This is a genomic window from Clostridium sp. FP1 (assembly GCF_011065975.2).
In the GTDB taxonomy this organism is placed as follows: domain Bacteria; phylum Bacillota; class Clostridia; order Clostridiales; family Clostridiaceae; genus Clostridium_AD; species Clostridium_AD tagluense.
Window position 1 is genome coordinate 4,018,680 of record NZ_JAAMNJ020000001.1, and the last position, 20,673, is coordinate 4,039,352.

At 31.3% G+C, this 20,673-nt stretch carries 19 protein-coding genes and 1 other annotated feature (1 of these 20 cut by a window edge); of the genes, 6 read left to right on the forward strand and 13 right to left on the reverse strand.

The window, feature by feature from the left end:
* Positions 1-214 (reverse strand) — a binding site (T-box leader); it reaches 13 nt to the left of the window's first position.
* 155 nt (positions 215-369) lie between these two features.
* Entirely contained in the window at positions 370-630 is a 261-nt protein-coding gene (locus G9F70_RS19345) for a hypothetical protein (protein WP_164944612.1), read from the reverse strand.
* Between the two features lie 139 nt (positions 631-769).
* Here G9F70_RS19345 and G9F70_RS19350 point away from each other — a divergent pair, with 139 nt between their 5' ends.
* Positions 770-1,792 carry an ABC transporter substrate-binding protein gene (locus G9F70_RS19350; RefSeq protein WP_164944613.1) on the forward strand — a complete coding sequence of 341 codons (1,023 nt, stop codon included), beginning with the start codon at positions 770-772 and terminating at the stop codon, positions 1,790-1,792.
* Positions 1,793-2,148: 356 nt separating this feature from the next.
* Here G9F70_RS19350 and G9F70_RS19355 read toward each other — a convergent pair whose 3' ends face one another.
* Positions 2,149-6,429: a 2-hydroxyacyl-CoA dehydratase gene (locus G9F70_RS19355; RefSeq protein WP_164944614.1), complete on the reverse strand. Its 4,281-nt coding sequence runs from the start codon at positions 6,427-6,429 to the stop codon at positions 2,149-2,151.
* 391 nt (positions 6,430-6,820) lie between these two features.
* Positions 6,821-6,946: a hypothetical protein gene (locus tag G9F70_RS27100; protein WP_263484339.1), complete on the reverse strand. Its 126-nt coding sequence runs from the start codon at positions 6,944-6,946 to the stop codon at positions 6,821-6,823.
* A 70-nt stretch (positions 6,947-7,016) separates the two neighbouring features.
* On the opposite strand from G9F70_RS27100, the gene G9F70_RS19360 reads away from it, so the two are divergent.
* From G9F70_RS19360 to G9F70_RS19370, 3 genes are all read left to right on the forward strand, one after another.
* Positions 7,017-7,793 (forward strand): ABC transporter ATP-binding protein, encoded by a 777-nt coding sequence (locus G9F70_RS19360; RefSeq protein WP_164944615.1) that lies wholly within the window; start codon positions 7,017-7,019, stop codon positions 7,791-7,793.
* On the forward strand, positions 7,774-8,574 hold the full coding sequence (locus G9F70_RS19365; RefSeq protein WP_164944616.1) for an ABC transporter permease: 801 nt from the start codon (positions 7,774-7,776) through the stop codon (positions 8,572-8,574). Before G9F70_RS19360 ends, G9F70_RS19365 begins: the two co-directional genes overlap by 20 nt.
* A gap of 245 nt (positions 8,575-8,819) precedes the next feature.
* Positions 8,820-9,176, forward strand: a complete 357-nt coding sequence (locus tag G9F70_RS19370; RefSeq protein ID WP_125002592.1) for a tetratricopeptide repeat protein — start codon at positions 8,820-8,822, stop codon at positions 9,174-9,176.
* 32 nt (positions 9,177-9,208) lie between these two features.
* Here the strand turns inward: G9F70_RS19370 and G9F70_RS19375 are convergent, their stop codons facing one another.
* From G9F70_RS19375 to G9F70_RS19385, 3 genes are read right to left on the reverse strand one after another with little or no spacing between them, the layout of a single operon-like run.
* Positions 9,209-10,375 carry a transglutaminase domain-containing protein gene (locus G9F70_RS19375; protein ID WP_164944617.1) on the reverse strand — a complete coding sequence of 389 codons (1,167 nt, stop codon included), beginning with the start codon at positions 10,373-10,375 and terminating at the stop codon, positions 9,209-9,211.
* 59 nt (positions 10,376-10,434) lie between these two features.
* The gene (recX, locus tag G9F70_RS19380; protein WP_164944618.1) at positions 10,435-11,292 is read right to left on the reverse strand and encodes a recombination regulator RecX; all 858 of its coding nucleotides are present in this window, start codon (positions 11,290-11,292) and stop codon (positions 10,435-10,437) included.
* A gap of 2 nt (positions 11,293-11,294) precedes the next feature.
* Complete coding sequence (locus G9F70_RS19385) at positions 11,295-12,545, reverse strand: M16 family metallopeptidase (RefSeq protein ID WP_164944619.1); 1,251 nt, start codon at positions 12,543-12,545, stop codon at positions 11,295-11,297.
* 392 nt (positions 12,546-12,937) lie between these two features.
* Between G9F70_RS19385 and G9F70_RS19390 the strand changes: the two genes are divergently transcribed.
* Positions 12,938-13,462 carry a QueT transporter family protein gene (locus G9F70_RS19390; protein WP_125002600.1) on the forward strand — a complete coding sequence of 175 codons (525 nt, stop codon included), beginning with the start codon at positions 12,938-12,940 and terminating at the stop codon, positions 13,460-13,462.
* Between the two features lie 117 nt (positions 13,463-13,579).
* On the forward strand, positions 13,580-15,154 hold the full coding sequence (locus G9F70_RS19395; RefSeq protein WP_164944723.1) for a DEAD/DEAH box helicase: 1,575 nt from the start codon (positions 13,580-13,582) through the stop codon (positions 15,152-15,154).
* Between the two features lie 219 nt (positions 15,155-15,373).
* On the opposite strand, the gene G9F70_RS19400 is transcribed toward G9F70_RS19395, so the two are convergent.
* The 7 genes from G9F70_RS19400 to G9F70_RS19430 form a co-directional block, all read right to left on the reverse strand.
* Entirely contained in the window at positions 15,374-16,078 is a 705-nt protein-coding gene (locus tag G9F70_RS19400; RefSeq protein ID WP_164944620.1) for an MgtC/SapB family protein, read from the reverse strand.
* Positions 16,079-16,142: 64 nt separating this feature from the next.
* Entirely contained in the window at positions 16,143-16,709 is a 567-nt protein-coding gene (locus G9F70_RS19405) for a glycerol-3-phosphate responsive antiterminator (RefSeq protein WP_164944621.1), read from the reverse strand.
* Between the two features lie 24 nt (positions 16,710-16,733).
* Positions 16,734-17,225: a UPF0158 family protein gene (locus G9F70_RS19410; protein ID WP_164944622.1), complete on the reverse strand. Its 492-nt coding sequence runs from the start codon at positions 17,223-17,225 to the stop codon at positions 16,734-16,736.
* A 157-nt stretch (positions 17,226-17,382) separates the two neighbouring features.
* Positions 17,383-17,625, reverse strand: coding sequence for a DUF1292 domain-containing protein (locus G9F70_RS19415; RefSeq protein ID WP_164944623.1), 243 nt, complete (start codon positions 17,623-17,625; stop codon positions 17,383-17,385).
* Positions 17,626-17,772: 147 nt separating this feature from the next.
* The gene (locus G9F70_RS19420; protein ID WP_411956007.1) at positions 17,773-18,771 is read right to left on the reverse strand and encodes a biotin--[acetyl-CoA-carboxylase] ligase; all 999 of its coding nucleotides are present in this window, start codon (positions 18,769-18,771) and stop codon (positions 17,773-17,775) included.
* 45 nt (positions 18,772-18,816) lie between these two features.
* Positions 18,817-19,686 (reverse strand): radical SAM protein, encoded by an 870-nt coding sequence (locus tag G9F70_RS19425; RefSeq protein ID WP_164944624.1) that lies wholly within the window; start codon positions 19,684-19,686, stop codon positions 18,817-18,819.
* 274 nt (positions 19,687-19,960) lie between these two features.
* Positions 19,961-20,590, reverse strand: a complete 630-nt coding sequence (locus G9F70_RS19430) for an HD domain-containing protein (protein ID WP_164944625.1) — start codon at positions 20,588-20,590, stop codon at positions 19,961-19,963.
* Between the last annotated feature and the right edge of the window lie 83 nt (positions 20,591-20,673).

The following is a 20,673-nucleotide window of genomic DNA, read 5'->3' on the forward strand; positions in this document are numbered from 1 at the left end:
AACTCGCGGTACCACCTTTTTTCCTGCAAATCTACAGGCTCTTGATAATTTAACGATTAAGAAAACCGTCTTTGTCTACTACTCATATTAAATGAATTCAACAAAGAAGCTCCGAAGCTACCTTCAAGGTTTTTCATATAGAAGATCTTACAACCTATGGATCTTCCTCTCTTAATATTAATTTTCCTTTACTCCTCTTCATCTAAGCTTTTTAAGGTTTATGAAATTTTGATTTATGTCATATTATACACCTTAATATTTATATGTCAAGATAATATATTTTAATTTAATGTGATATTTAAACACTTTTTTCATATGAAAGCAAAAGTAAGAGCACTCAACCTTAATGGTTCAATGCTCTTAATATATCTATTTCACAGCTTTTAATTTTACAATATCTGACCAATTACTAGCAGTGATAAGTTCTACATTACTTAAGTCTTTTCTTATACCCTTAACGTCACCTTTAATTTCTGATACTTCGTGCTTTAGATTCTCTTGCTGCGCAGAGATAACATCAGTTTTATGTTCTAACGCTCTTAATATTTGCGTATGCTCTTCCTGTGTTGTTTTTACGGATTTGATATCTTGTTGCATTGATTTTAAAATTTCTAAAATCTCTTTATCCATACATTATCACCACCTAAAGTATATTATATCAAAATATTTACTTAATATCCATAGGAAAATATATACTTTATTTTATAAACACATCTCTTATAACCTTCATATTATATAACCATAACAACTTTATAATATGGAGGTATCTATGAAGCTTAAAAAAATCTCGGTTTTTTCCCTACTCTTATCTCTTGCCTTAATAACCACTCTATTTTCCGGATGTAAAAAGTCCAATAATGAAGCACTCACAAAGGTGAAATTAAATGAAGTAGTTCGCTCTATTTTCTATGCTCCTATGTATGCAGCTATTTCGGAGGGTCTCTTTAAAGAAGAGGGTATTGAAATTGACCTTTCTACGGGCCAAGGAGCAGACAAAACTATGCAACAAGTTTTAAGCAATGCTGTAGATATAGGTTTCTGTGGACCAGAACAAGTTATTTACATCTACAATCAAAAACGGGCGGACTATCCCGTAATTTTTGCACAACTAACACAGAAAGACGGGGCTTTCTTAGTAGCTAGAAATGCTGAAACAGACTTTAACTGGGAATCCTTAAAAGGTAAAACTCTAATAGGTGGAAGACCTGGTGGAGTACCTGAAATGGCTCTAGAATATGTTTTAAAAAATCATGGTATTAAACCCGGCGAAGATATAAAACTTATTACTAACCTGGCTTTCACAGCTACTGCTGGAGCTTTTAAGGGAGGCACAGGCGATTATGTTACTTTATTTGAGCCTACTGCTAGTATGATGAGCAAAGATAATTCCGGACATATTGTAGCCTCCATAGGAGAGTCTGCTGGAACCATGCCTTATACTTGCTTTTTTGCTACAAAATCTTATATAGAGAAAAATCCAGTAATAATAGAAAAAGTCACTAGAGCAATTTATAAAGGTCAAAAATGGGTAAGTAGCCATTCTGACGCAGAAGTATGTAGTTCAATTAAGTCTTTCTTCCCTGGTGCAGATGAGACTGCCCTTGTTGAATCTATTAAAAACTATAGAAAAACAAATGCTTTTTCACCAAACCCAGTATTAAAACCCGATGACTTAACTAGACTTATGGACATAATCCAATCTTACAAAGCAGATTTAATCCCACAAAGACCTGCCTTTGATAAAATTGTCAATAATACCTTTGCTCAAAAAGTAGTAAAAGATCTAAAATAGAAAGAAAGTCTAAACAATGAAGGTTCGGTATTTCGGCTGTTCGGATAGTTGATAATTCGTTAACAGAATCTAAGTTTATTCCATGAAAAAGTTCCTAACGCACTTATTCGACGTCCTGTCTCAGAAGTGCTAGCCCCCTGGGTATTCCTCTGGGGGACATAACAATTATTCATTGTTGTCTCCAACACCAAGAAATCTCCTGAGGGCTACCTAGCTTATGTAAGCATGAAATTTCCACCAAGTGATTTGTAATACGATGCGAATAAACTATAATTTTAAAATTAGGTGTTTTTCTTAATCAAATTTCAAGTTTTAAGTTCGTTTGCAATGTACGTAGTCGAAATTTCATACTTTTTTCAGTCTACTTTCTTATCACTAGCCACTTCTTCATGAGCATCTTCAACCTTTACTTCATTCGCAAGATTTTTTAGAGCAACAGACATCATGAGCTTTATTCTATTAATTTGATTTACTTCACTAGCACCCGGGTCATAATCTATAGCAGTTATATTGGCACCTGGGTACCGTCTTTTTAATTCTTTAATCATTCCTTTACCTGTCACATGATTAGGAAGACAAGCAAAAGGTTGCATGCACACTATATTTTTTGTACCACTTTCAATAAGCTCTACCATTTCACCAGTCAAAAACCAACCTTCACCTGTTTGATTACCCAAGGATAAAATAGGTGTTGCACCCTCTGCCAATTCATATATAGTTTTTGGTGCATGAAATCTTTTACTATGGTCAAGCGCTAATTTCATATGTTTTCTAAAACTTTCTATATATCGGATTGCCATATTATTTAATATTTTATCCTTCTTGCTCTTGCCCAAATATTCGTATTTAAACTTAGCATCAAAAGCACAGTATAGGAAAAAGTCTATTAAATCAGGCATAACTGCCTCTCCGCCTTCATTTTCAATAACATCTATAATGTTATTGTTAGCTGTAGGATGGAACTTAACTAAAATCTCTCCTACTAGCCCTATCTGAGGCTTTTTAATGTTTTTAATTTCTAAATTATCAAAATCAGCCACTATAGAAGAAATATTGTTTTTAAACTCTTGGCTTTTACCCCTTATTACTGCCTCTTTACATGTTTTTACCCATTTTTGGTAAAGTAAATTAGCTGAGCCAAGTATCTGCTCGTATGGTCTAACCTTGTAGAGCACTCTCATTAGCAAATCTCCATACACCAAGGACATTATTGATTTTTTAACCAATGAATGGGAAAATTTAAAACCTGGGTTTGACTCAAGACCAGCAGCATTTAAGGATACTACTGGAATTTTTGGGAATCCTGCTTCCTTTAATGCTTTCCTAATGAATCCAATATAATTTGTAGCTCTGCATCCTCCCCCAGTTTGAGAAATTATAACCGAGGTGTTTTCTATATCATATTTACCTGATTTTAATGCAGCAATTATTTGTCCCACTACAATTATTGTTGGATAGCAAGCATCATTATTTACATACTTTAAGCCTTCTTCTACAGCCTGAGTATCTACAGAAGGTAAAATTTCTAAATTGTATCCTGAGCAGTTAAAAGCTTCCTGTACAAATTGAAAATGTATTGGAGACATTTGTGGAGATAAAAGCGTATGTGTTTTTCTCATTTCTTTAGTGAAAATAACCCTACTGTGAACCTCGCCCACTTTTCTAGGCAAAGCTTCACTTTTATCCCTTTCATTAAGTGCGGCCTTTAAGGACCTTATTCTAATCCTCGCTGCTCCTAAATTATTTCCTTCATCAATTTTTAAAGTTGTATATATCTTCCCACTACTGCCTAAAATCTCTTGAACTTGGTCCGAGGTAACTGCATCAAGTCCACAACCAAAAGAATTTAGCTGAATAAGCTCAATATTTGGCTCGCACGCTACAAAACTAGCTGCAGCATATAATCTAGAATGATATACCCACTGGTCTACTATTCTTAAAGGTCTTTCAACTATACCTAAATGAGCCACAGAATCCTCTGTAAGTACAGGCATATCAAAATCAGTTATTACACTAGGTATACCATGATTGATTTCTGGATCTATATGATAAGGTCTACCAGCTAAAACTATACCTTTCTTTCCAGTCCGCCTAATATATTCTACTACTTCCTCGCCCTTATTTCGAATGTCTAATTTTACCTTTTCAGTTTCAGCCCATGCCTTTTCAGCAGCTTTCACAACTTCATCTTTATGGATGGCAAAACATGCTAACTCATCAGTTAACCTACTAACTAATTTTTTGTTATTGTCTAAAGAAATAAAAGGACTTAAAAACCTAATATTTTTTTCCTTCAATATATCCATATTATTTTTTATTACCTCAGGATATGAAGTTACGATTGGACAGTTATAATGATCGTCTGCTCCCGCCTGTTCCTTTTTTTCATAAGGAATACAAGGATAGAATATAGTGTCTATCCCATTATTTATAAGACTCATTATATGTCCATGAACTATTTTAGCAGGATAACAAGCCGATTCTGATGGTATAGTATCTATTCCCATTTCATATATCTGCTTAGATGATCTTTGGGACAATTCTACCCTAAATCCTAAAGTTGTAAAGAAAATAAACCAGAATGGGTAATTTTCATATATGTTAAGTACCCTTGGAATGCCTATTGTACCTCTAAATGCTCTATCCTTCTTTAGCGGAATATAATTAAATATTCTTTTATATTTATAGTCATAGACATTAGGAATGTCTTCTTTTTTACCACTGTGACCTAGTGCTTTTTCACAGCGATTACCAGATATAAATTCCCGACTCTTATCAAATTTATTAATAGTAAGAACACATTTATTTGCGCACTGATTACATCTTCCCATTGAGGTTTCTACATTAAAGCTATCCAATTGTTCAAGTGTTAATAATGTAGAAATTTTTCCCTCCTCTGTTCTTTCTTTTGCAATAAGTGCAGCCCCAAAGGCACCCATTAGACCTGCAATATCTGGTCTAACTGCTTCTCTTCCTGAAATAAGTTCAAAAGCCCTAAGTACTGCATCATTATAAAATGTTCCGCCTTGAACAATTATCTTTTCGCCCATGTCCTTTGGGTCTCTCATTTTAATAACCTTTAGTAGTGCATTTTTTATGACTGAATAAGAAAGACCTGCTGATATATCACCTACAGAGGCACCTTCCTTTTGAACCTGCTTTACTCTTGAATTCATAAACACGGTGCATCTTGAACCCAAGTCCACCGGGCTTTTAGAACTTAAAGCTACATTTGCAAATTCTTCTATTTCCATGTTTAAAGAATGAGCAAAGGTTTCTATAAAAGATCCACACCCAGAGGAACAAGCTTCATTTAGCATTATACTATCAATAACACCATCTTTTATTTTTAAACACTTCATATCTTGTCCACCAATGTCTAATATAAAATCTGCTCCTGGCAGAAAAAATTCTGCTGCTTTGTAATGAGCTATAGTTTCAATTTCTCCAATGTCTACTTTTAATGCTGCCATTATTAATCCTTCACCATAACCTGTTACTGCTGAGTTTCTAATAATTACATCCTTTGGCAAAATAGTATATATATTTTTTAATATTTTTCTAACTAAAGTTAATGGGTTACCTTCATTACTTCCATAATAAGAGTATAAAAGCGCACCATCTTCATCTATGAGTGTAGCTTTAGTAGTAGTAGACCCTGCATCTATTCCCAAGAAGCAATCTCCTTTATAGTTTTTTAATTCTTTTCTTGCTACCTTATATTGACTCTGCCTTTTATTAAACACTTGTAGCTCTTCCTTATCTAAAAATAGTGGTCTAAGCCTTTGAACTTCTTGCCCCGATGCCTCCTTAAGCTTTGGAAGTTGCATATTTAATTCTTCAAAGGAAATAGGGTACTCATCCTTTGATGCCATAGCAGCACCTAGTGCAATAAATAATTGAGAATCCTTCGGAAAAATAATCTCTTCCTCTGTTAGTTTTAAAGTTTCAACGAACCTTTGTCGTAGTTCAGATAAAAAATATAATGGACCACCTAGAAATGCAACATTACCTTTAATTGGTCTACCACAAGCAAGTCCACTAATTGTTTGATTAACTACTGCCTGAAAAACTGATACTGCAATGTCTTCTTTTGCAGCCCCTTCATTTAATAAGGGTTGAATATCAGTTTTTGCAAAAACTCCACATCTAGCTGCAATGGGATATATAGTTTTGTGGGCCTTTGCAAGTTCATTAAGCCCCGTGGCATCCGTTTGAAGCAGTGATGCCATCTGATCAATAAATGCACCAGTTCCTCCGGCGCATGTACCATTCATTCTTTGATCAATTCCCCCATCGAAATAAATAATCTTTGCATCTTCTCCACCTAGCTCAATAGCCACATTAGTTCTTGGAATAATATTTTCTATGGCATAAGTGCTAGCTACTACTTCTTGGATAAATTTAATATTCAGCCACTTAGATAAAGCTAGTCCACCAGATCCTGTCACCATTATAGTAATATTGCAATCTTTAAAATTATTATAAGCCTCATATAACATGTCAGCTATTGTACTTTTTATATCAGAAAAATGCCTCTGATACTTACTATATATTATTTTTTCCTGCTGATTTAGTACTACTATCTTAACAGTAGTAGATCCTACATCTAATCCAACATTTAATATTTTTTTCATAATTATCTTCTCTTTCCCCGCAAGTTTGGATTTATTCTTATTCTTATTTTTAACCTAGTAATTAATTATATATGTTTATGCAATAGGATTCAATCTTCATATTTTTTTAAATTATTTAATATTTAACTAAATAACCTAATTGTTCCTATACCAATATCCTTAGTCTTCAAAAACTAAATTTATTTTCTGCAATATACCCCTCCATATTATAATTCGTATTCATTACATATTATTCAAATTTTATGTAAATATCAACTACATTTACAGAAAATTAACATGTAATTATATTATATTATAACTTAATAGTAACAGTATTTCAAAGCCACCACAAACTTTATTTATAGTATATCTCCCATTTATAAAAACAGGCACCCTCCCTTCTGAAATGTCGTTAATCATCACCTGCGGAGCTGTCCATCATCTTCGATGCTGCAATGAATGATATATATATTACCAATGAAGTTTTATCTTTATCGTAGTATCTATCCCAATATTTATAAAAATAGGTGCCCTTCATTCTGAAATGTCGTTAACAATACATTATTAAAACTCATATACTAAAGTATAACTTTAAGGGAGATGATAAAGTGATTAAAGTAGAGATTAATAATATATCCATGAATTACCATTCTCAAGTTTCAGAAACTCCCGCTTTAAAGGATATCTCATTTACTGTGCAAGAAGGTCACTTTTTAAGTATTGTAGGTCCTTCTGGCTGTGGTAAATCAACACTATTAAATATAATAGCAGGCCTAATTAACCCCTCTAATGGACAAATCGCAATTAAAAATTGTGATGATTGTTCAAGCTTTTCAAAAATTGGATATATGTTTCAAAAGGATCAATTATTCGATTGGTTAACTATATGGGACAATGTACTTCTAGGTCTTAAAATTAACCATTGTATTACTGATGACAATTTGGAAATGGTGAAAAATCTTTTAACACGCTATAATCTCTGGGAATTTAAAAATCATCATCCTAGAGAATTATCTGGAGGTATGCGTCAAAGAGTTGCTCTAATTCGTACCTTAGCACTAAAACCTGAAGTACTTCTTTTAGATGAACCTTTCTCCGCACTAGACTATCAAACTAGATTAAACATTAGTGATGAAGTTTATGAAATTATAAAAAAAGAAAAAAAGACTACTATAATGGTAACTCATGATATATCAGAAGCCATCTCTATGTCAGATGAGATTATTATTCTTTCAAATCGTCCTGCTGTAATTATTAAAAACATAAACCTTAAGTTTGAAGAAAATTTTTCTCTTCCTTTAAAACGTAGAGAAGCTCCAAATTTTAGAGTTTATTTCAATGAAATTTGGAAGGAGATGAATCGTAATGCTGGTTCAAAGCGATGAACACAAAAATTATATTAAAAGTGTAAAAAGAGAGAAATATTTTGTTATTCTTACAAGATTAGTAATACTAATTGCTTTTTTTAGTTTATGGGAGATAGCTGGCAGATTAAAATGGATCGATTCTTTCTTAACAAGCACACCTTCAAAAATGTATGATTCATTTATACAACTATATAATGAGGGTACATTGCTATATAATATCTTTATAACCTGTTTTGAAACAGTAATAGGTTTTGTACTTGGCACAATTTTAGGTGCTTTAATTGCAATTCTCTTATGGTGGTCAGATTTTGTTTCAAGAGTTTTGGATCCCTACTTAATAGTATTAAATGCACTACCTAAAGTAGCTCTTGCACCTATTATTATATTTTGGGTAGGCAATGGAATAAAGGCAATAATAGTAATTGCTCTTTTAATATCAATAGTTGTCACTATAATAAGCATACTGAGCGGCTTTAAAGAAGTAGATGAAGATAAAATTAAGCTTTTAAAAACCTTTGGAGCTTCTAAATTCCAAATCTTAATTAATCTAATTATTCCTGCATCCATCGGAGCTCTTATTTCCGCATTGAAAATTAATGTAGGGCTCTCATGGGTAGGTGTAATAATGGGTGAATTCTTGGTGGCTAAAAACGGTTTGGGCTTTCTTATAATTTTTGGTGGACAAATTTCGGAGCTAGACATGGTAATGATGAGTATAGTCATACTTTCCCTCTTAGCGTACCTCATGTATGAAATGGTTGCACTTATCGAAAGAAAAGTAGTAGGCAAAAATAAATAAAATTTAATTTTAAGTGAATATATTTATAATCCTTGGGTAGTATTTATATGGAATATTCTTTGCAAAATAGTAATATCATTATTTAAGAACATTAAAATAAATAACACCCTGTATGCTAGTCTATTTTACATCTTTGACTTGTCATTTATTCTTATGTGCATTATGGTAAGAAATTTATAACTCGTTAGAGAACTACAACTCGTTGGAAAACTATAACTTGTTAGAGAACTATAAGGAGGAAAATAATGGACTACTTTCAAAAGGCTAACGACATATACAATACTAAGGATTATAACAGAGCAATCGCTCTATATAAAAAAGCTGCAGAAATGAAAGACAATGAAGCGGGATCTCTTTATAATAGCGCAGTATGTTTTATTCACCTAAAGGAATATGAAAAAGCAATACCCTTATTTCATAGTGCTATAGATCTACGCCCAGAAAGCAAATATTTCTTCAACTTAGCTTATTGCTATGCCATGTGTCTCAACAAGCCAAAGGCATTATATTACTTCAATACCGCTTGGACACTAAACAATGAAGACGAAGATTGCGAAAAAGCCATTAACTTATTATTAAAAAGTTATAGAATAGCTCCCTAAAACACAGGGAGCTATTCTATAATAAATCATTTTTACCATTCTCCAGCTATACTCTCTTCTTTATGGTCGATAACAAATCTTTTACTATCAAAATAGTCCCCACCAATTAAAAATGTAGGATCTACATTAATCCATTTGTTTTCATCTTCTATATATACTTGATTCCAAGCATGACTAACCCAATTATTACCATTGAATCCCTGACCGGTTATAATTCTTACCTTTATATTATTAGCCCTGCACATAGCTACAAATAGACATGCATAGTCAAAGCATATCCCACTTTTGGAGTCAAATGTTGGAACAGCTCCAGATTTCACTTCTAAATCATTATTTAATACTCTATTTGCCTTCGCATCATCATAAACTACTTCACTACCTACCCAGTTGTATATAAGCTTTGCTTTTTCCCTTGTTGCATTTTTATTTTGCACCAGCTTAATTGCAAACTTATCAATTTCACCATTAGATTGCACCCCTTGGTCCAAGGTAACACCATTATAATAAATTATAACCTTTTGCTTATTTTGTACATTAGTATCCTTTGCACTTGCTTCTTTTACTACAATTTTAAAAGAGTTATTAACAATATTAGGAAGTTGTTTTGCAAGCTTTGAATTAGTCAATGGAATAACTACCTCTTTGGATATATAATTATACAATTGTGATCCTTCTAAATATTTATTGTATGCATCAGTTATCTTAAGAAGTGATAGAAAATTCAGCATCAAAGTAATAACAATTACATAGCATATTGATTTGGGTACTTGAAATATCGCCCCTACCACTCTTTTAAAAATATCGCTTTTATTTTTCAACTTATTTTCTATGCTATCAAACAAAGGGTAAATAGTAATGTGACTAATAATATTAATAACAAAATTTATGACTGTATAAATTATTAACACCACAAGTGGCATCAATAATACATAAATCACTAGTGGTTTATTATTAATAAAATCTATGGCTTTTAAAGGTATATTTTTGTATATTTTTTCATAAATACCCTCATTATGCTGAATAAAGATTTTTTTGGTGTAATAAACGCCTAAAAATAGTGCACTTAAAAAAGAAATACTTTGAAAAGCTCCCTGAATAGATCCTTTTAAATTTTCAGAAGAAAATTTAAATATAAACCCTTTAATCACTGGATATATAAAAAGCAATAGTAAAATTAAAGTCACAGGCTCCCTAAACAACTCTACCACCCTCTTTCGTTATTATGCAATTGTAAGCGAAGTTGCAATCCGCCACTCTCCTATAAATCCTCCACACCATTAACTAAATCTCCTAACACTTTTTTGATTTCATCCCACTTATATCCCCGCCTTAAAAGATAGTCTCCCAGCTTTTTATATATCTTTATTTTCGATGGCTCTGACTTAATTAATATGTTGTATCTTTTACTAGCAAGTTCCTGTAATTTTTTATAATCTTCTTCATAATTATCTTCAGAGTGTTCTTTTTCACTAGGCTGCTCATTATTATCATTCTCAGTTATTTTATCTAAAACCTCATTTACTATTCCAAAATCGTATCCATTTCGAACTAAATAATCCCATGTTTTTTTATAAAGTTTTAATGCATTTTTTTCACTCTTAGCTAATGTAGCCATTCTTCTTTCACCGAGTATCAAAGCCATTTGTAACTGCTCCTCCGAAGTTATTTTGTTAAGGGCTTCTTTAATTAATTCTTTTGGAAGAGATTTTTTTAGTAATGTAAACTTAATTTTATTTTTCCCAGTGGATTTAATTTTTTCTTTTATAAATAAGTCAACAAATCGCTTATCATCCACAAAATCATACTGCTTTAAAAACTCAATTACTCTATCTATGGTTTTAATATCAAATTCTTTTATTGTCAATTTATCTACTACTTGCTTAGCTGACTTAAAACTTCTTTCTAAAAAATGAAGAGCGCAATTTTTTCCCTTTATATAATTATCCTCATCAATTATATCTTGCAGCCCCTCTTTTTCAATGGTTGCTCCTTTTGTGATATTATGAATATACACAAGTGTTGCATCACAGGCAAAGGCGAATTCATCATTCATATAAATGTTAACTCTATCTTTATTTTTTTTTTGAATTTCAATTTTTGTTATAATACAACTCAAAACTACCCTCTCTTTTCCGGTAAAAAGACGTGAATTGCTGGCTTTTGCAATACTTTTCTAGAAATATTATATAAGTCTTCGCTTTTAATATTCCCCATATTTTTCATGTCCTCAGTAAACTGATATATATCTTCATTTTCCATGGCCTGATGAATCACATAATTGCCAAGATCCGTAGAATCCTCTAAGGTCGATGCTATAGCCGTTTTTAATATTTTCTTCATTAACGCTATGGTATTATCATCAAAAACTATTTTTTCACTTTTAATATCACATATGGCAGAATCAATTACGTCTATCGCTTCATCTACATCTTCTTCTGAAACCGATGTATAAATATATAGTGTTTTAACGTTATTTGAAGTATCTAAATTAGTGTACACATCATAAGACAAACCTCTTTTTTCTCGGAGTTCTCTAAATAATATAGAATTAGAACTTTCCCCGAATTTATAGTTTAGTATTCTAAGTGCTAATTCCTCATCGTTAGATAGTCCATTGAAAGTATATAAATATAGTATAGTACTTTGCTCAATTTCTTTTTTATATGAAATTTCTTTTACAAATTGGTGATGCTCATGCATTATTTTTCGCTTCTCAAATTTCTTTTTAGTCCAACTACCAAAATACTTCTTCACCATATTTATTATGTCCTCATGTTCAAATGGTGATACAATAGATATAAACGTATTATTTGGCACGTAATACCTATTATAAAAATCAACAAGTTGTTTTCTTGCAACTTTTTTTATTATGTTTTCACTACCAATAGTATCCTCCCTAAGTGGACTATAAATAAATGCAATCTCATTAACTTTCTTAAAGCTTAAGTCTTCAATGTCATCATTAATTGTTCTAATTTCAGCCAGTATTACGCCCCTTTCCTTCTCAATTTCATCTTTTGGAAAGGTTGAATTTAAGAGCATATCACCAATCAATGCTAATGCATTCTCTAATTCTTCATTTAAAATTGTAGCGCTATATACTGTAGAATTAAAATCCGTATAAGCATTATATTCCCCACCTAAATTTTCCAAATCACTATTTAATTTTTCGTTAGTTTTACTAACCGTGCCTTTAAAAAGCATGTGCTCTATAAAATGGGCTATTCCTTTTTCATTTTTTTCTTCATAAAATGAACCTATATTTACTCCAGCATGAATTGCTGAAATCTGACTATCCTTTTTAATAGTAATAAGATTAATACCATTACTTAATTCTGTTAAATCTGTATTAAAAATTTCTTTACTCATAATATTCTCCTTTAAGCAAAAACTGCGTTATTAAACTTTTATTTTGAGTGATTTACTGAAATCAAAAAATAAAATTATACATAGATAAACTATATCATACTTTTAACTATTTTAGACTATTTTCTTATCAATATTCTTTTATCGTTTAATTGTAGCAAAAATAAATTCTTTCATTTCTTTTTTACTTTAGTTTGGAACTTTGCATAAATACCAAAAATAAAATTAGCGACAATATAGTTTATAACAATTTAAAACTAGAGTAAATTCCCTATGCAATAAGATAAATATATTTGACTAATCCTAAATTATATAGTAGAATTAAAGTTCGGGTCGAATACGTATAGACAGTTCGTAACCATCCTGTCTCAAAACAAAACTACGGAGGCATAAAAATGAATATTAAATTAAATGAAGGAACCATCTCTGTAAAAATAAGAAGAATTGTTTTTGCAGCAATGGTAGCTGCTATTTATGCAGCTTTGACTCTAAGCTTGTCGTTTTTCAGCTTTGGAGTTATTCAATATCGTATTGCTGAAGGACTTACTATCCTACCTTACTTTGCATCTTTTTCTATTCCAGGGCTGGTAATTGGTTGTATAGTCTCTAACATCATAAGTCCACTAGGTATTATGGATATGATTTTCGGTTCCCTCGCAACATTTATAGCCGCGATTTCAACTTACTATATTGGTAAAAGCAAACTGAAATTCAAAAGAATACTTGCTCCATTACCAGCCGTAGTAGTTAATGCCATTATTATAGGCATAATGTTAAAGCTTTTATATTTTAAAGACATGCCCCTTCTACTTTGCATGCTACAAGTTGCATGGGGAGAATTAGTCTGCTGTTATGGAATTGGATTACCTCTTATTTATGTTATTGAAAAGAACTCAATTTTGAGAAATTTTTTTAAATAATTGAAAAAAGCATTTAATTTTGCTTTTTTAGTTTAATATTTATTATTCTGTATATACTTAATAATATGAGATGTATTTGATACTTTATGAGAAGAAAGAGGAATTTTAATGAACAAAATTGAAAAACTTAAATTTGAAGAACTAGGCCTAAACGGATCTGTACTACAGGCTATACAAGATTTAAAATTTGAATATCCATCTGATATCCAAGCAAAGGCTATTCCAGTTGTATTGGAAGGCTTTGATATTATAGGTCAGGCTCAAACCGGAACTGGTAAAACATTAGCCTTTGGTGCACCTATTTTAAGCTTAATGGAAAAATCAAATGGAAAAGTTCAAGCAATAATAATGTCTCCAACAAGAGAACTTGCTGTTCAAGTTGCTGAAGAACTTTCACGTATTGCAAAACATGAAAGAGTTAAAATATTGCCAATCTATGGTGGTCAATCTATTGATAGACAAATATCTGCCCTAAAAAGAGGAGTAGATATTGTTGTTGGAACTCCAGGAAGATTACTAGACCATATTAGAAAAGGCACTTTAAAACTTGCCAATGCTAAGTTTCTTGTTTTAGATGAAGCTGACGAAATGTTAAACATGGGCTTTATTGAAGATATCGAAAGTATTATAAGTAATTTAAGTGAAGATAGACAGACTTTACTTTTCTCAGCTACCATGCCAAGAGCTATTAAAATATTGTCTAAAAAATATATGCATCCTGAAACAAAGATTATTGCAATAGAAAAGAAGTCTTTAACAGTTTCTAAGATTAAACAACATTACTACGAAGTAAATCCAAAAAATAAATTTGAATCATTATGTAGAATTCTTGATGTAGATGCTCCTAAGACTTGTATACTATTCTGTAAAACTAAAAAAGGTGTAGATGAGTTAGTTGATGCACTACAACCAAGAGGTTATACTGTTGAAGGTATGCACGGAGACATGAAACAAAGTCAAAGAATGAACACTCTAAAAAAATTCAAAGATGGTAACTTAAATTACTTAATTGCAACAGATGTAGCTGCAAGAGGAATAGATGTTGAAAATGTTACTCATGTAATAAATTACGATTTACCACAAGATAGTGAATCATATATCCATAGAATTGGAAGAACTGGTAGAGCTGGTAAAGAGGGTACTGCTTATAGTCTTATTACAAGACGAGAAGCATCTGCTATAAGACAGATTGAACGTGATACTAAAAGTATAATCAGTAAAAAAACTGTCCCTACTATAACAGATATTTTTGCAGCAAAATCAGAAACTATTTTAGATTCTATAAAATTAGTTTTAGAAGAAAATTTATATGAGAACTTCCTTCCACTTGGAAAAAATCTTATAAAAGAATTTGGTGCTGAAGACGTAGCTGCTTCTCTAATAAAAATTATATTTGATAAAGAAGTTAACTACAATTATGCAGACGATTCTGTAACAACAACATTAACAGACAATGTTAGACTATTCCTTTCTATCGGAAGAATGGATGAAGTTATGACTAAAGATATTATATCTTTCTTATGCGAGACAGCTAATATTAACAAAAATGAACTTGGCCGTATTGATATTTTAGATAAATTCTCATTTTTAGATGTACCTTCAAACCTAGTTGATGCTATACTAAACAATAGTTCTGGTAAGAAATTAAATAGTAGAAAAGTAAATATTGAGGTTGCTAAATCTAGAAGATAGATTTCTTAACCCAAAAGAGAGACCTTATTTATAAGGTCTCTCTTTTATTTTCAAAATTAAAAAACATATTTTTTGCCTTTAATTATTTTATCACCCCCTTTAACATACAATATAAATGGGGTGATAATTATGAATAAATTTAAAAAATTACTTTATACATTAATTTTTATCTTATTAATTGAGATATTTCTAATATATATAATATCTAAATAACTATTTTTATTCTACTATATTTGCCTTGTATATTTCTTCAAAAGTACATAACCTTTGTACAATTTTATTGCTCTTAATATGTCTTGGTGCTAAAATCGTGTAAATTGTTGTGCTATAATCTGGATTTTCATCTTCATCCTCAATAGAAAAGTCTATAGTCTTAACTTTTATTCCCATACCCTCAAAGTACTGCTCTAATTTTTCTACCATATTTTTCTTATTACTATATTGAATTTCAATTTTGAGAATATTTATATTCTTAAAAAGCTTAGCTTCAAAAGTCTTAAAAAATACCAATACTATAAAAACACATATAGTTGCTAGTATAGTTAAAGTGTAATAACCTAGTCCAACTGCAAGCCCAATACATGCCACTGTCCATATACTAGCTGCCGTAGTAAGCCCTTTTACAGATCCCTTCTCATGTATAATAGTCCCTGCCCCTAAAAATCCAACTCCAGTTATAACTTGTGCCCCCAGTCTCCCAATATCCGCTTTTAAAGCATTTTGGAGTTCTGGATGCTGAATTATCATATTGGTTGCATCTTGAATTGAATATAATTGTATCATTGAGGTAACGGCAGCACCTAAGCATACTAGAATATGTGTTCTAAAACCAGCTGGTCTATTTTTAAATTCTCTCTCATATCCAATTAAGCCACCAACTATAACTGCAAGGACAAGCCTTATTGCTACTTCATATGCTAACATGTAAGTACCTCCAAAAATTCGTCATATCCTATTATAATTAATTAAAATCTGATATATGCATAATTTACATATACCAGATTTCCTCTTTGCTTGTAGAAACCCCAATAGCCCCTGCTTTAATACTAGCAATTACATCTTCCTTATCTGAAATTAGCCCACCAGTAATTATAGGAATATTTACTTCTGTACTAATTACCTTTGTTACTCTTGGCATAATTCCAGGTAATATTTCTACAGCATCAGGTCTTATGGTTTTAATAGAACTAATGCCACTTTCCAGTGACAATGCATCCAACATGAAAAGTCTTTGTATTGAAAATAAACCCATTTCCTTCGCAGCTCTAATAATGCTACTTTTAGTAGTTATAATTCCGTCTGGAACAATATTTTCATTTATATATTTTAAAGCACAAACATTCCTTGAGAAACCTTCAATTAAATCCAAATGTACATATACATGTTTACCCTGGGTTTTTATACGATTAACAATTTCTTTTAAATTAAAAATACTTCCTGTAAGCAAGAAAATAATTTCGCAGGGAGATTCTATGGCCTTATCTAACTTTTCCAAATTATTTACCGCTGCAATTACTGGATTTTCTCGAATTTTATTATAAAATTCATTTTCCATATTTCTCACTCCTATTATCATAATTTAATTTAGGTACTTTAGCTCAATGCCAATTGACTTTAACCACGTCCTAGCAAATTCATTTATACAATTATCTTCATATTTATACCATTCTTCTGTTTTGTTTGGTTTATCCATTAAAACGTGTTTAAATTTTTTAATAGGTTCTTTGCCATTTAATGCCTTGTGTAATTCTTGCTTTAAATCTGAATCATGAGCTACACTATTAACATATTTATTCATTGTGCTTATATAAAAATCTTCATCTAGAAGAGGAGTATTTAAGTATCTATTAACCGTATCTTCGCTAATAAGTATGGCTACACTAACAAATTCTTTTAACCAATTATCAAAGATATCCTCTTTTAAAGTTCCCTTTTCCAAGGCTAAACTAACCTCTGTGGGAATATATATAACCTCACCAGTATATGTGTCTAAAAAACTTTTTCCTAAATTGTCATCTTCATGTGAAATCGTTTCTATAAGCGCTTCTATATCAATATCTATTATATTCAAAATTTTACCTCCTAATATTTAAAATACATTGGAATAAATCAATATACCAATGTATTTTCATATGCATATATCTATGATTCATAAACTAAAACCCAATAAACCTTAACAGTTTATCGGGTTTTGACCAATAGCCCCTTAAGGTTTATTGGTAAATTATTTACTCATCAAAAGTTGATTCGTATTCTTCTAGTACTCTTTCAAACTCTTCCTCATCTTCTACTGCATTATATTCCTCTTTATCATTTACTGTTGTGATTTTATAGACAAAAGCATCCTCTTCATCTCCTATAGGAGCTAATAGCGCATATCTATTTTCATCTAATTCAATGATTTCTACTAATTCAAAATCGACCTTTTCTCCATCTTCATCCATCATTGATATAATTTTATTTTCTTCCATAAACATTCTCCTTTCAAACTTAATACTCATATTATACCGTTAATCTAGCTAATATGTCTATATGAAAATTAGATTTTAACAACATTTTAAACTTAATCATACTTAAAGTGTGCTAGTCTATTTTATTTCAGATATCCTAATATATATTCATTCACTATATCCATAAATTCCACTTATAGAAACTTCCCCTGAAACAATATATTCTGTAATTCCTTGTTGATTTTCAATAACTAATTCTCCACTATCACTTATATCTATTACCTTAGCTTTTACTTGTTTTCCTCCATTTATCAATTGGATTTCTTTCCCTATAAGCAAAGAATTTTCTCTACAAATTTCCATAGTTTCGGATACATTTCCATTTTCCACAAAATCATTATATAGTACTTCAAAAATGTTTAATACATTTGCAAGCAAAAGCTTCCTATCTATATATTTGCCAGTCTCTATTGTAAGTGAAGTAGCCACACTTTTTAAATCCATTGGTATATCTTTTTCTTCCAAGTTTACATTTATACCTATGCCCATAACTAGGTAGTTAATATGATCTATTTCTCCAGTCATTTCTGTTAATATACCACATACTTTTCTACTATTAATTACTATATCATTAGGCCATTTAATACTAGTTTTAATGCCCATTTTCATTATAGCCTGTTGAACAGCAGCTGCTCCAATTAAAGTTATTTGAGATATATTTTCTGTGACTATGTTTGGTCTAAGTATTATTGACATCCATATACCCTTATATTTAGGAGATATCCAATTTCGTCCTAGCCGTCCACGGCCCGTGGTTTGCTCCTCACTTATTATAACTGTGCCATGTTCTTCTCCGGCATCTGCTAATTTTTTAGCAATAGAATTGGTTGAGCCTATAGAATCATAGTGAATTACATTTTTACCTATGTACTCTGTACTTAGAAAGTCTTTAATTTCCTCCAAGGTAAGTATATCTGGTGAGGATATTATCCTATACCCTTTTCTTGAAATTGCTTCAATTTCGTAGCCATCTTCTTTAATTGTATTTATATATTTCCATATAGCAGCACGACTAACTCCTAGCTCTTCACTGATTTTTTGTCCTGATATAAAATCATTTCCACTTTCTTTAAGTAGTTTAATAATTTTCTCCTTCGTAATGTCCACCCCCTTTTTATTTTACCAAAACATGAGTAAGATATTTAAATCATTTTATAGTCTTCTGCATTCTTCTTGCTTATATCTGTATTCACCTTTTAGAGCAAGGTCAATGTCTTGTAATAGCTGATTTTTATCTCCTGGCAATATTCCCGAAAGTGCCATGTAATTTGAAGCATGATTGCTTCTAAAAATACAACCATCAACTTCTACATTTTGCAAAAATTCTCTTGTCTCATACATTATTTCTTCTGGCGTTAATATATGAAAAGCACCTTTTTGCACATCTTCATATATGGGAGTTCCACTTTCTAACATTAAAGTTAAAAACCCTAGATAATCTGGGTTTATAGCACTTATAAGTTTTGCAGACTCTATTGCATGCTCTCTTATTTTTGCCCTGCCTCCTATTCCTGAAATCAGTGTAGCAGATAACTTTATTCCACTTTCTTTAACCTTGCGTCCTGCCATAATCATCTCGCCTGCAGTTACTCCCTTATTTATACTTTTTAATATTTCATTACTTCCAGATTCAACACCTAGGTACACAATGCCAAGGCCAAACTCTTTAAGCTCTCTAAGTTCATCTAGCGATTTTGATAAAATATCATTAGATGTGCCATAAATGCCCACTCTTTCACACTCAGGAAATAATTCTCTTATTTTTGATAATATAGATTTTAATTTATTAGTTTCAAGGACTAGCGCATCTCCATCTGCTAGAAATATCTTTTTAATTGGTCCATAGTTTAATTTAGCCTGCTCCAAATCCTCTATAATCTCTTTTAAATCACGTATTCTAAACTTCTTTTCTTTGTACATCCCACAAAAGCTACACCCATTATGTGAACATCCAATAGTAACTTGTACTATAAGACTATATGCCTCACTGGGTGGTCTATATACTACACCTTCATATCTCACCTAATCATCTCCAATTGTCTAATTCTCCTCATAGCCACCGGACTATGGGTTTCTTTTATACTCTATGAATATTTTTGTTGATTGTTTTATTAGTATACCATATGTTTTTATAGAAAATTAGCCTTTATAGATGCGTTTTTTAGTAGTTTTTCAAATTTAGGATTTAGTAATGAAAGTATATATTGTGTAAACTGCATTTGAATAAGCCTTAGTAATTCAGAATTGCTTGACGACATGAATGCAGTTGTAACAATATATACTTTTATTTATTAAACTACTTGGAAGATGATAAATACTCCTCACACTTGCGGATAAAAGCTTTTATATTCTCCTTCTCCTCTTTGATTTTACTCTTACTTAGTTCACCCCTACCAAGTCTATCACACTCTGATAACAGTGCAATTTCTTTAATGGATATTTCTTGTGCCATGCCTTTCACATCCCCAAAAGGTAAATTTTTCATTACAAAAAGAGTTTGCATATGCCACCTAACTAAAGCTGTAACTCGCTTAATAAATTCTTCATCCTTTGTAAATATTCCAAGAAATTCCCTACAAAGCTTTGCTCCAACCGTGTCATGGTCATAAGATGTTATTTTGCCTTTTCTAATTTTTGTAGTAGGTGCTTTCCCCAAATCATGTAATAATGCACCCCACATAAATGCTCTTGAATTCTCGCTTAATCCTTTTACCTTTGCTGCATTATCTACCACGAGCATTGTATGTATCCATACATTTCCTTCTGGATGATGCTCTGGAGATTGCTCAGTTTCTACTAATGAACTTAATAATGTATAGGGATATTCAGTAAATATGCTCTCATTACTTATTATTTTATTGAAATATATAGAAGGCTTCTCGTCTTCCATTAAATGCTTTTCAAATTCTTCAAACATTTTCTTCATATGCTAATTCCCTTCTTTTTATTATTCTTATTTGTATAATCTTCTATTATTATATTATAACAAAAATAACAGATGTTTATTAT

Coding starts and splice junctions, on each gene's coding strand:
- G9F70_RS19345 (WP_164944612.1), bottom strand. CDS start 630: ATGGATAAAGAGATTTTAGAAATTTTAAAATCAATGCAACAAGATATC.
- G9F70_RS19350 (WP_164944613.1), top strand. CDS start 770: ATGAAGCTTAAAAAAATCTCGGTTTTTTCCCTACTCTTATCTCTTGCC.
- G9F70_RS19355 (WP_164944614.1), bottom strand. CDS start 6,429: ATGAAAAAAATATTAAATGTTGGATTAGATGTAGGATCTACTACTGTT.
- G9F70_RS27100 (WP_263484339.1), bottom strand. CDS start 6,946: ATGAAGGGCACCTATTTTTATAAATATTGGGATAGATACTACGATAAA.
- G9F70_RS19365 (WP_164944616.1), top strand. CDS start 7,774: ATGCTGGTTCAAAGCGATGAACACAAAAATTATATTAAAAGTGTAAAA.
- G9F70_RS19370 (WP_125002592.1), top strand. CDS start 8,820: ATGGACTACTTTCAAAAGGCTAACGACATATACAATACTAAGGATTAT.
- G9F70_RS19385 (WP_164944619.1), bottom strand. CDS start 12,545: ATGAGTAAAGAAATTTTTAATACAGATTTAACAGAATTAAGTAATGGT.
- G9F70_RS19390 (WP_125002600.1), top strand. CDS start 12,938: ATGAATATTAAATTAAATGAAGGAACCATCTCTGTAAAAATAAGAAGA.
- G9F70_RS19400 (WP_164944620.1), bottom strand. CDS start 16,078: ATGTTAGCATATGAAGTAGCAATAAGGCTTGTCCTTGCAGTTATAGTT.
- G9F70_RS19405 (WP_164944621.1), bottom strand. CDS start 16,709: ATGGAAAATGAATTTTATAATAAAATTCGAGAAAATCCAGTAATTGCA.
- G9F70_RS19415 (WP_164944623.1), bottom strand. CDS start 17,625: ATGGAAGAAAATAAAATTATATCAATGATGGATGAAGATGGAGAAAAG.
- G9F70_RS19430 (WP_164944625.1), bottom strand. CDS start 20,590: ATGAAGAAAATGTTTGAAGAATTTGAAAAGCATTTAATGGAAGACGAG.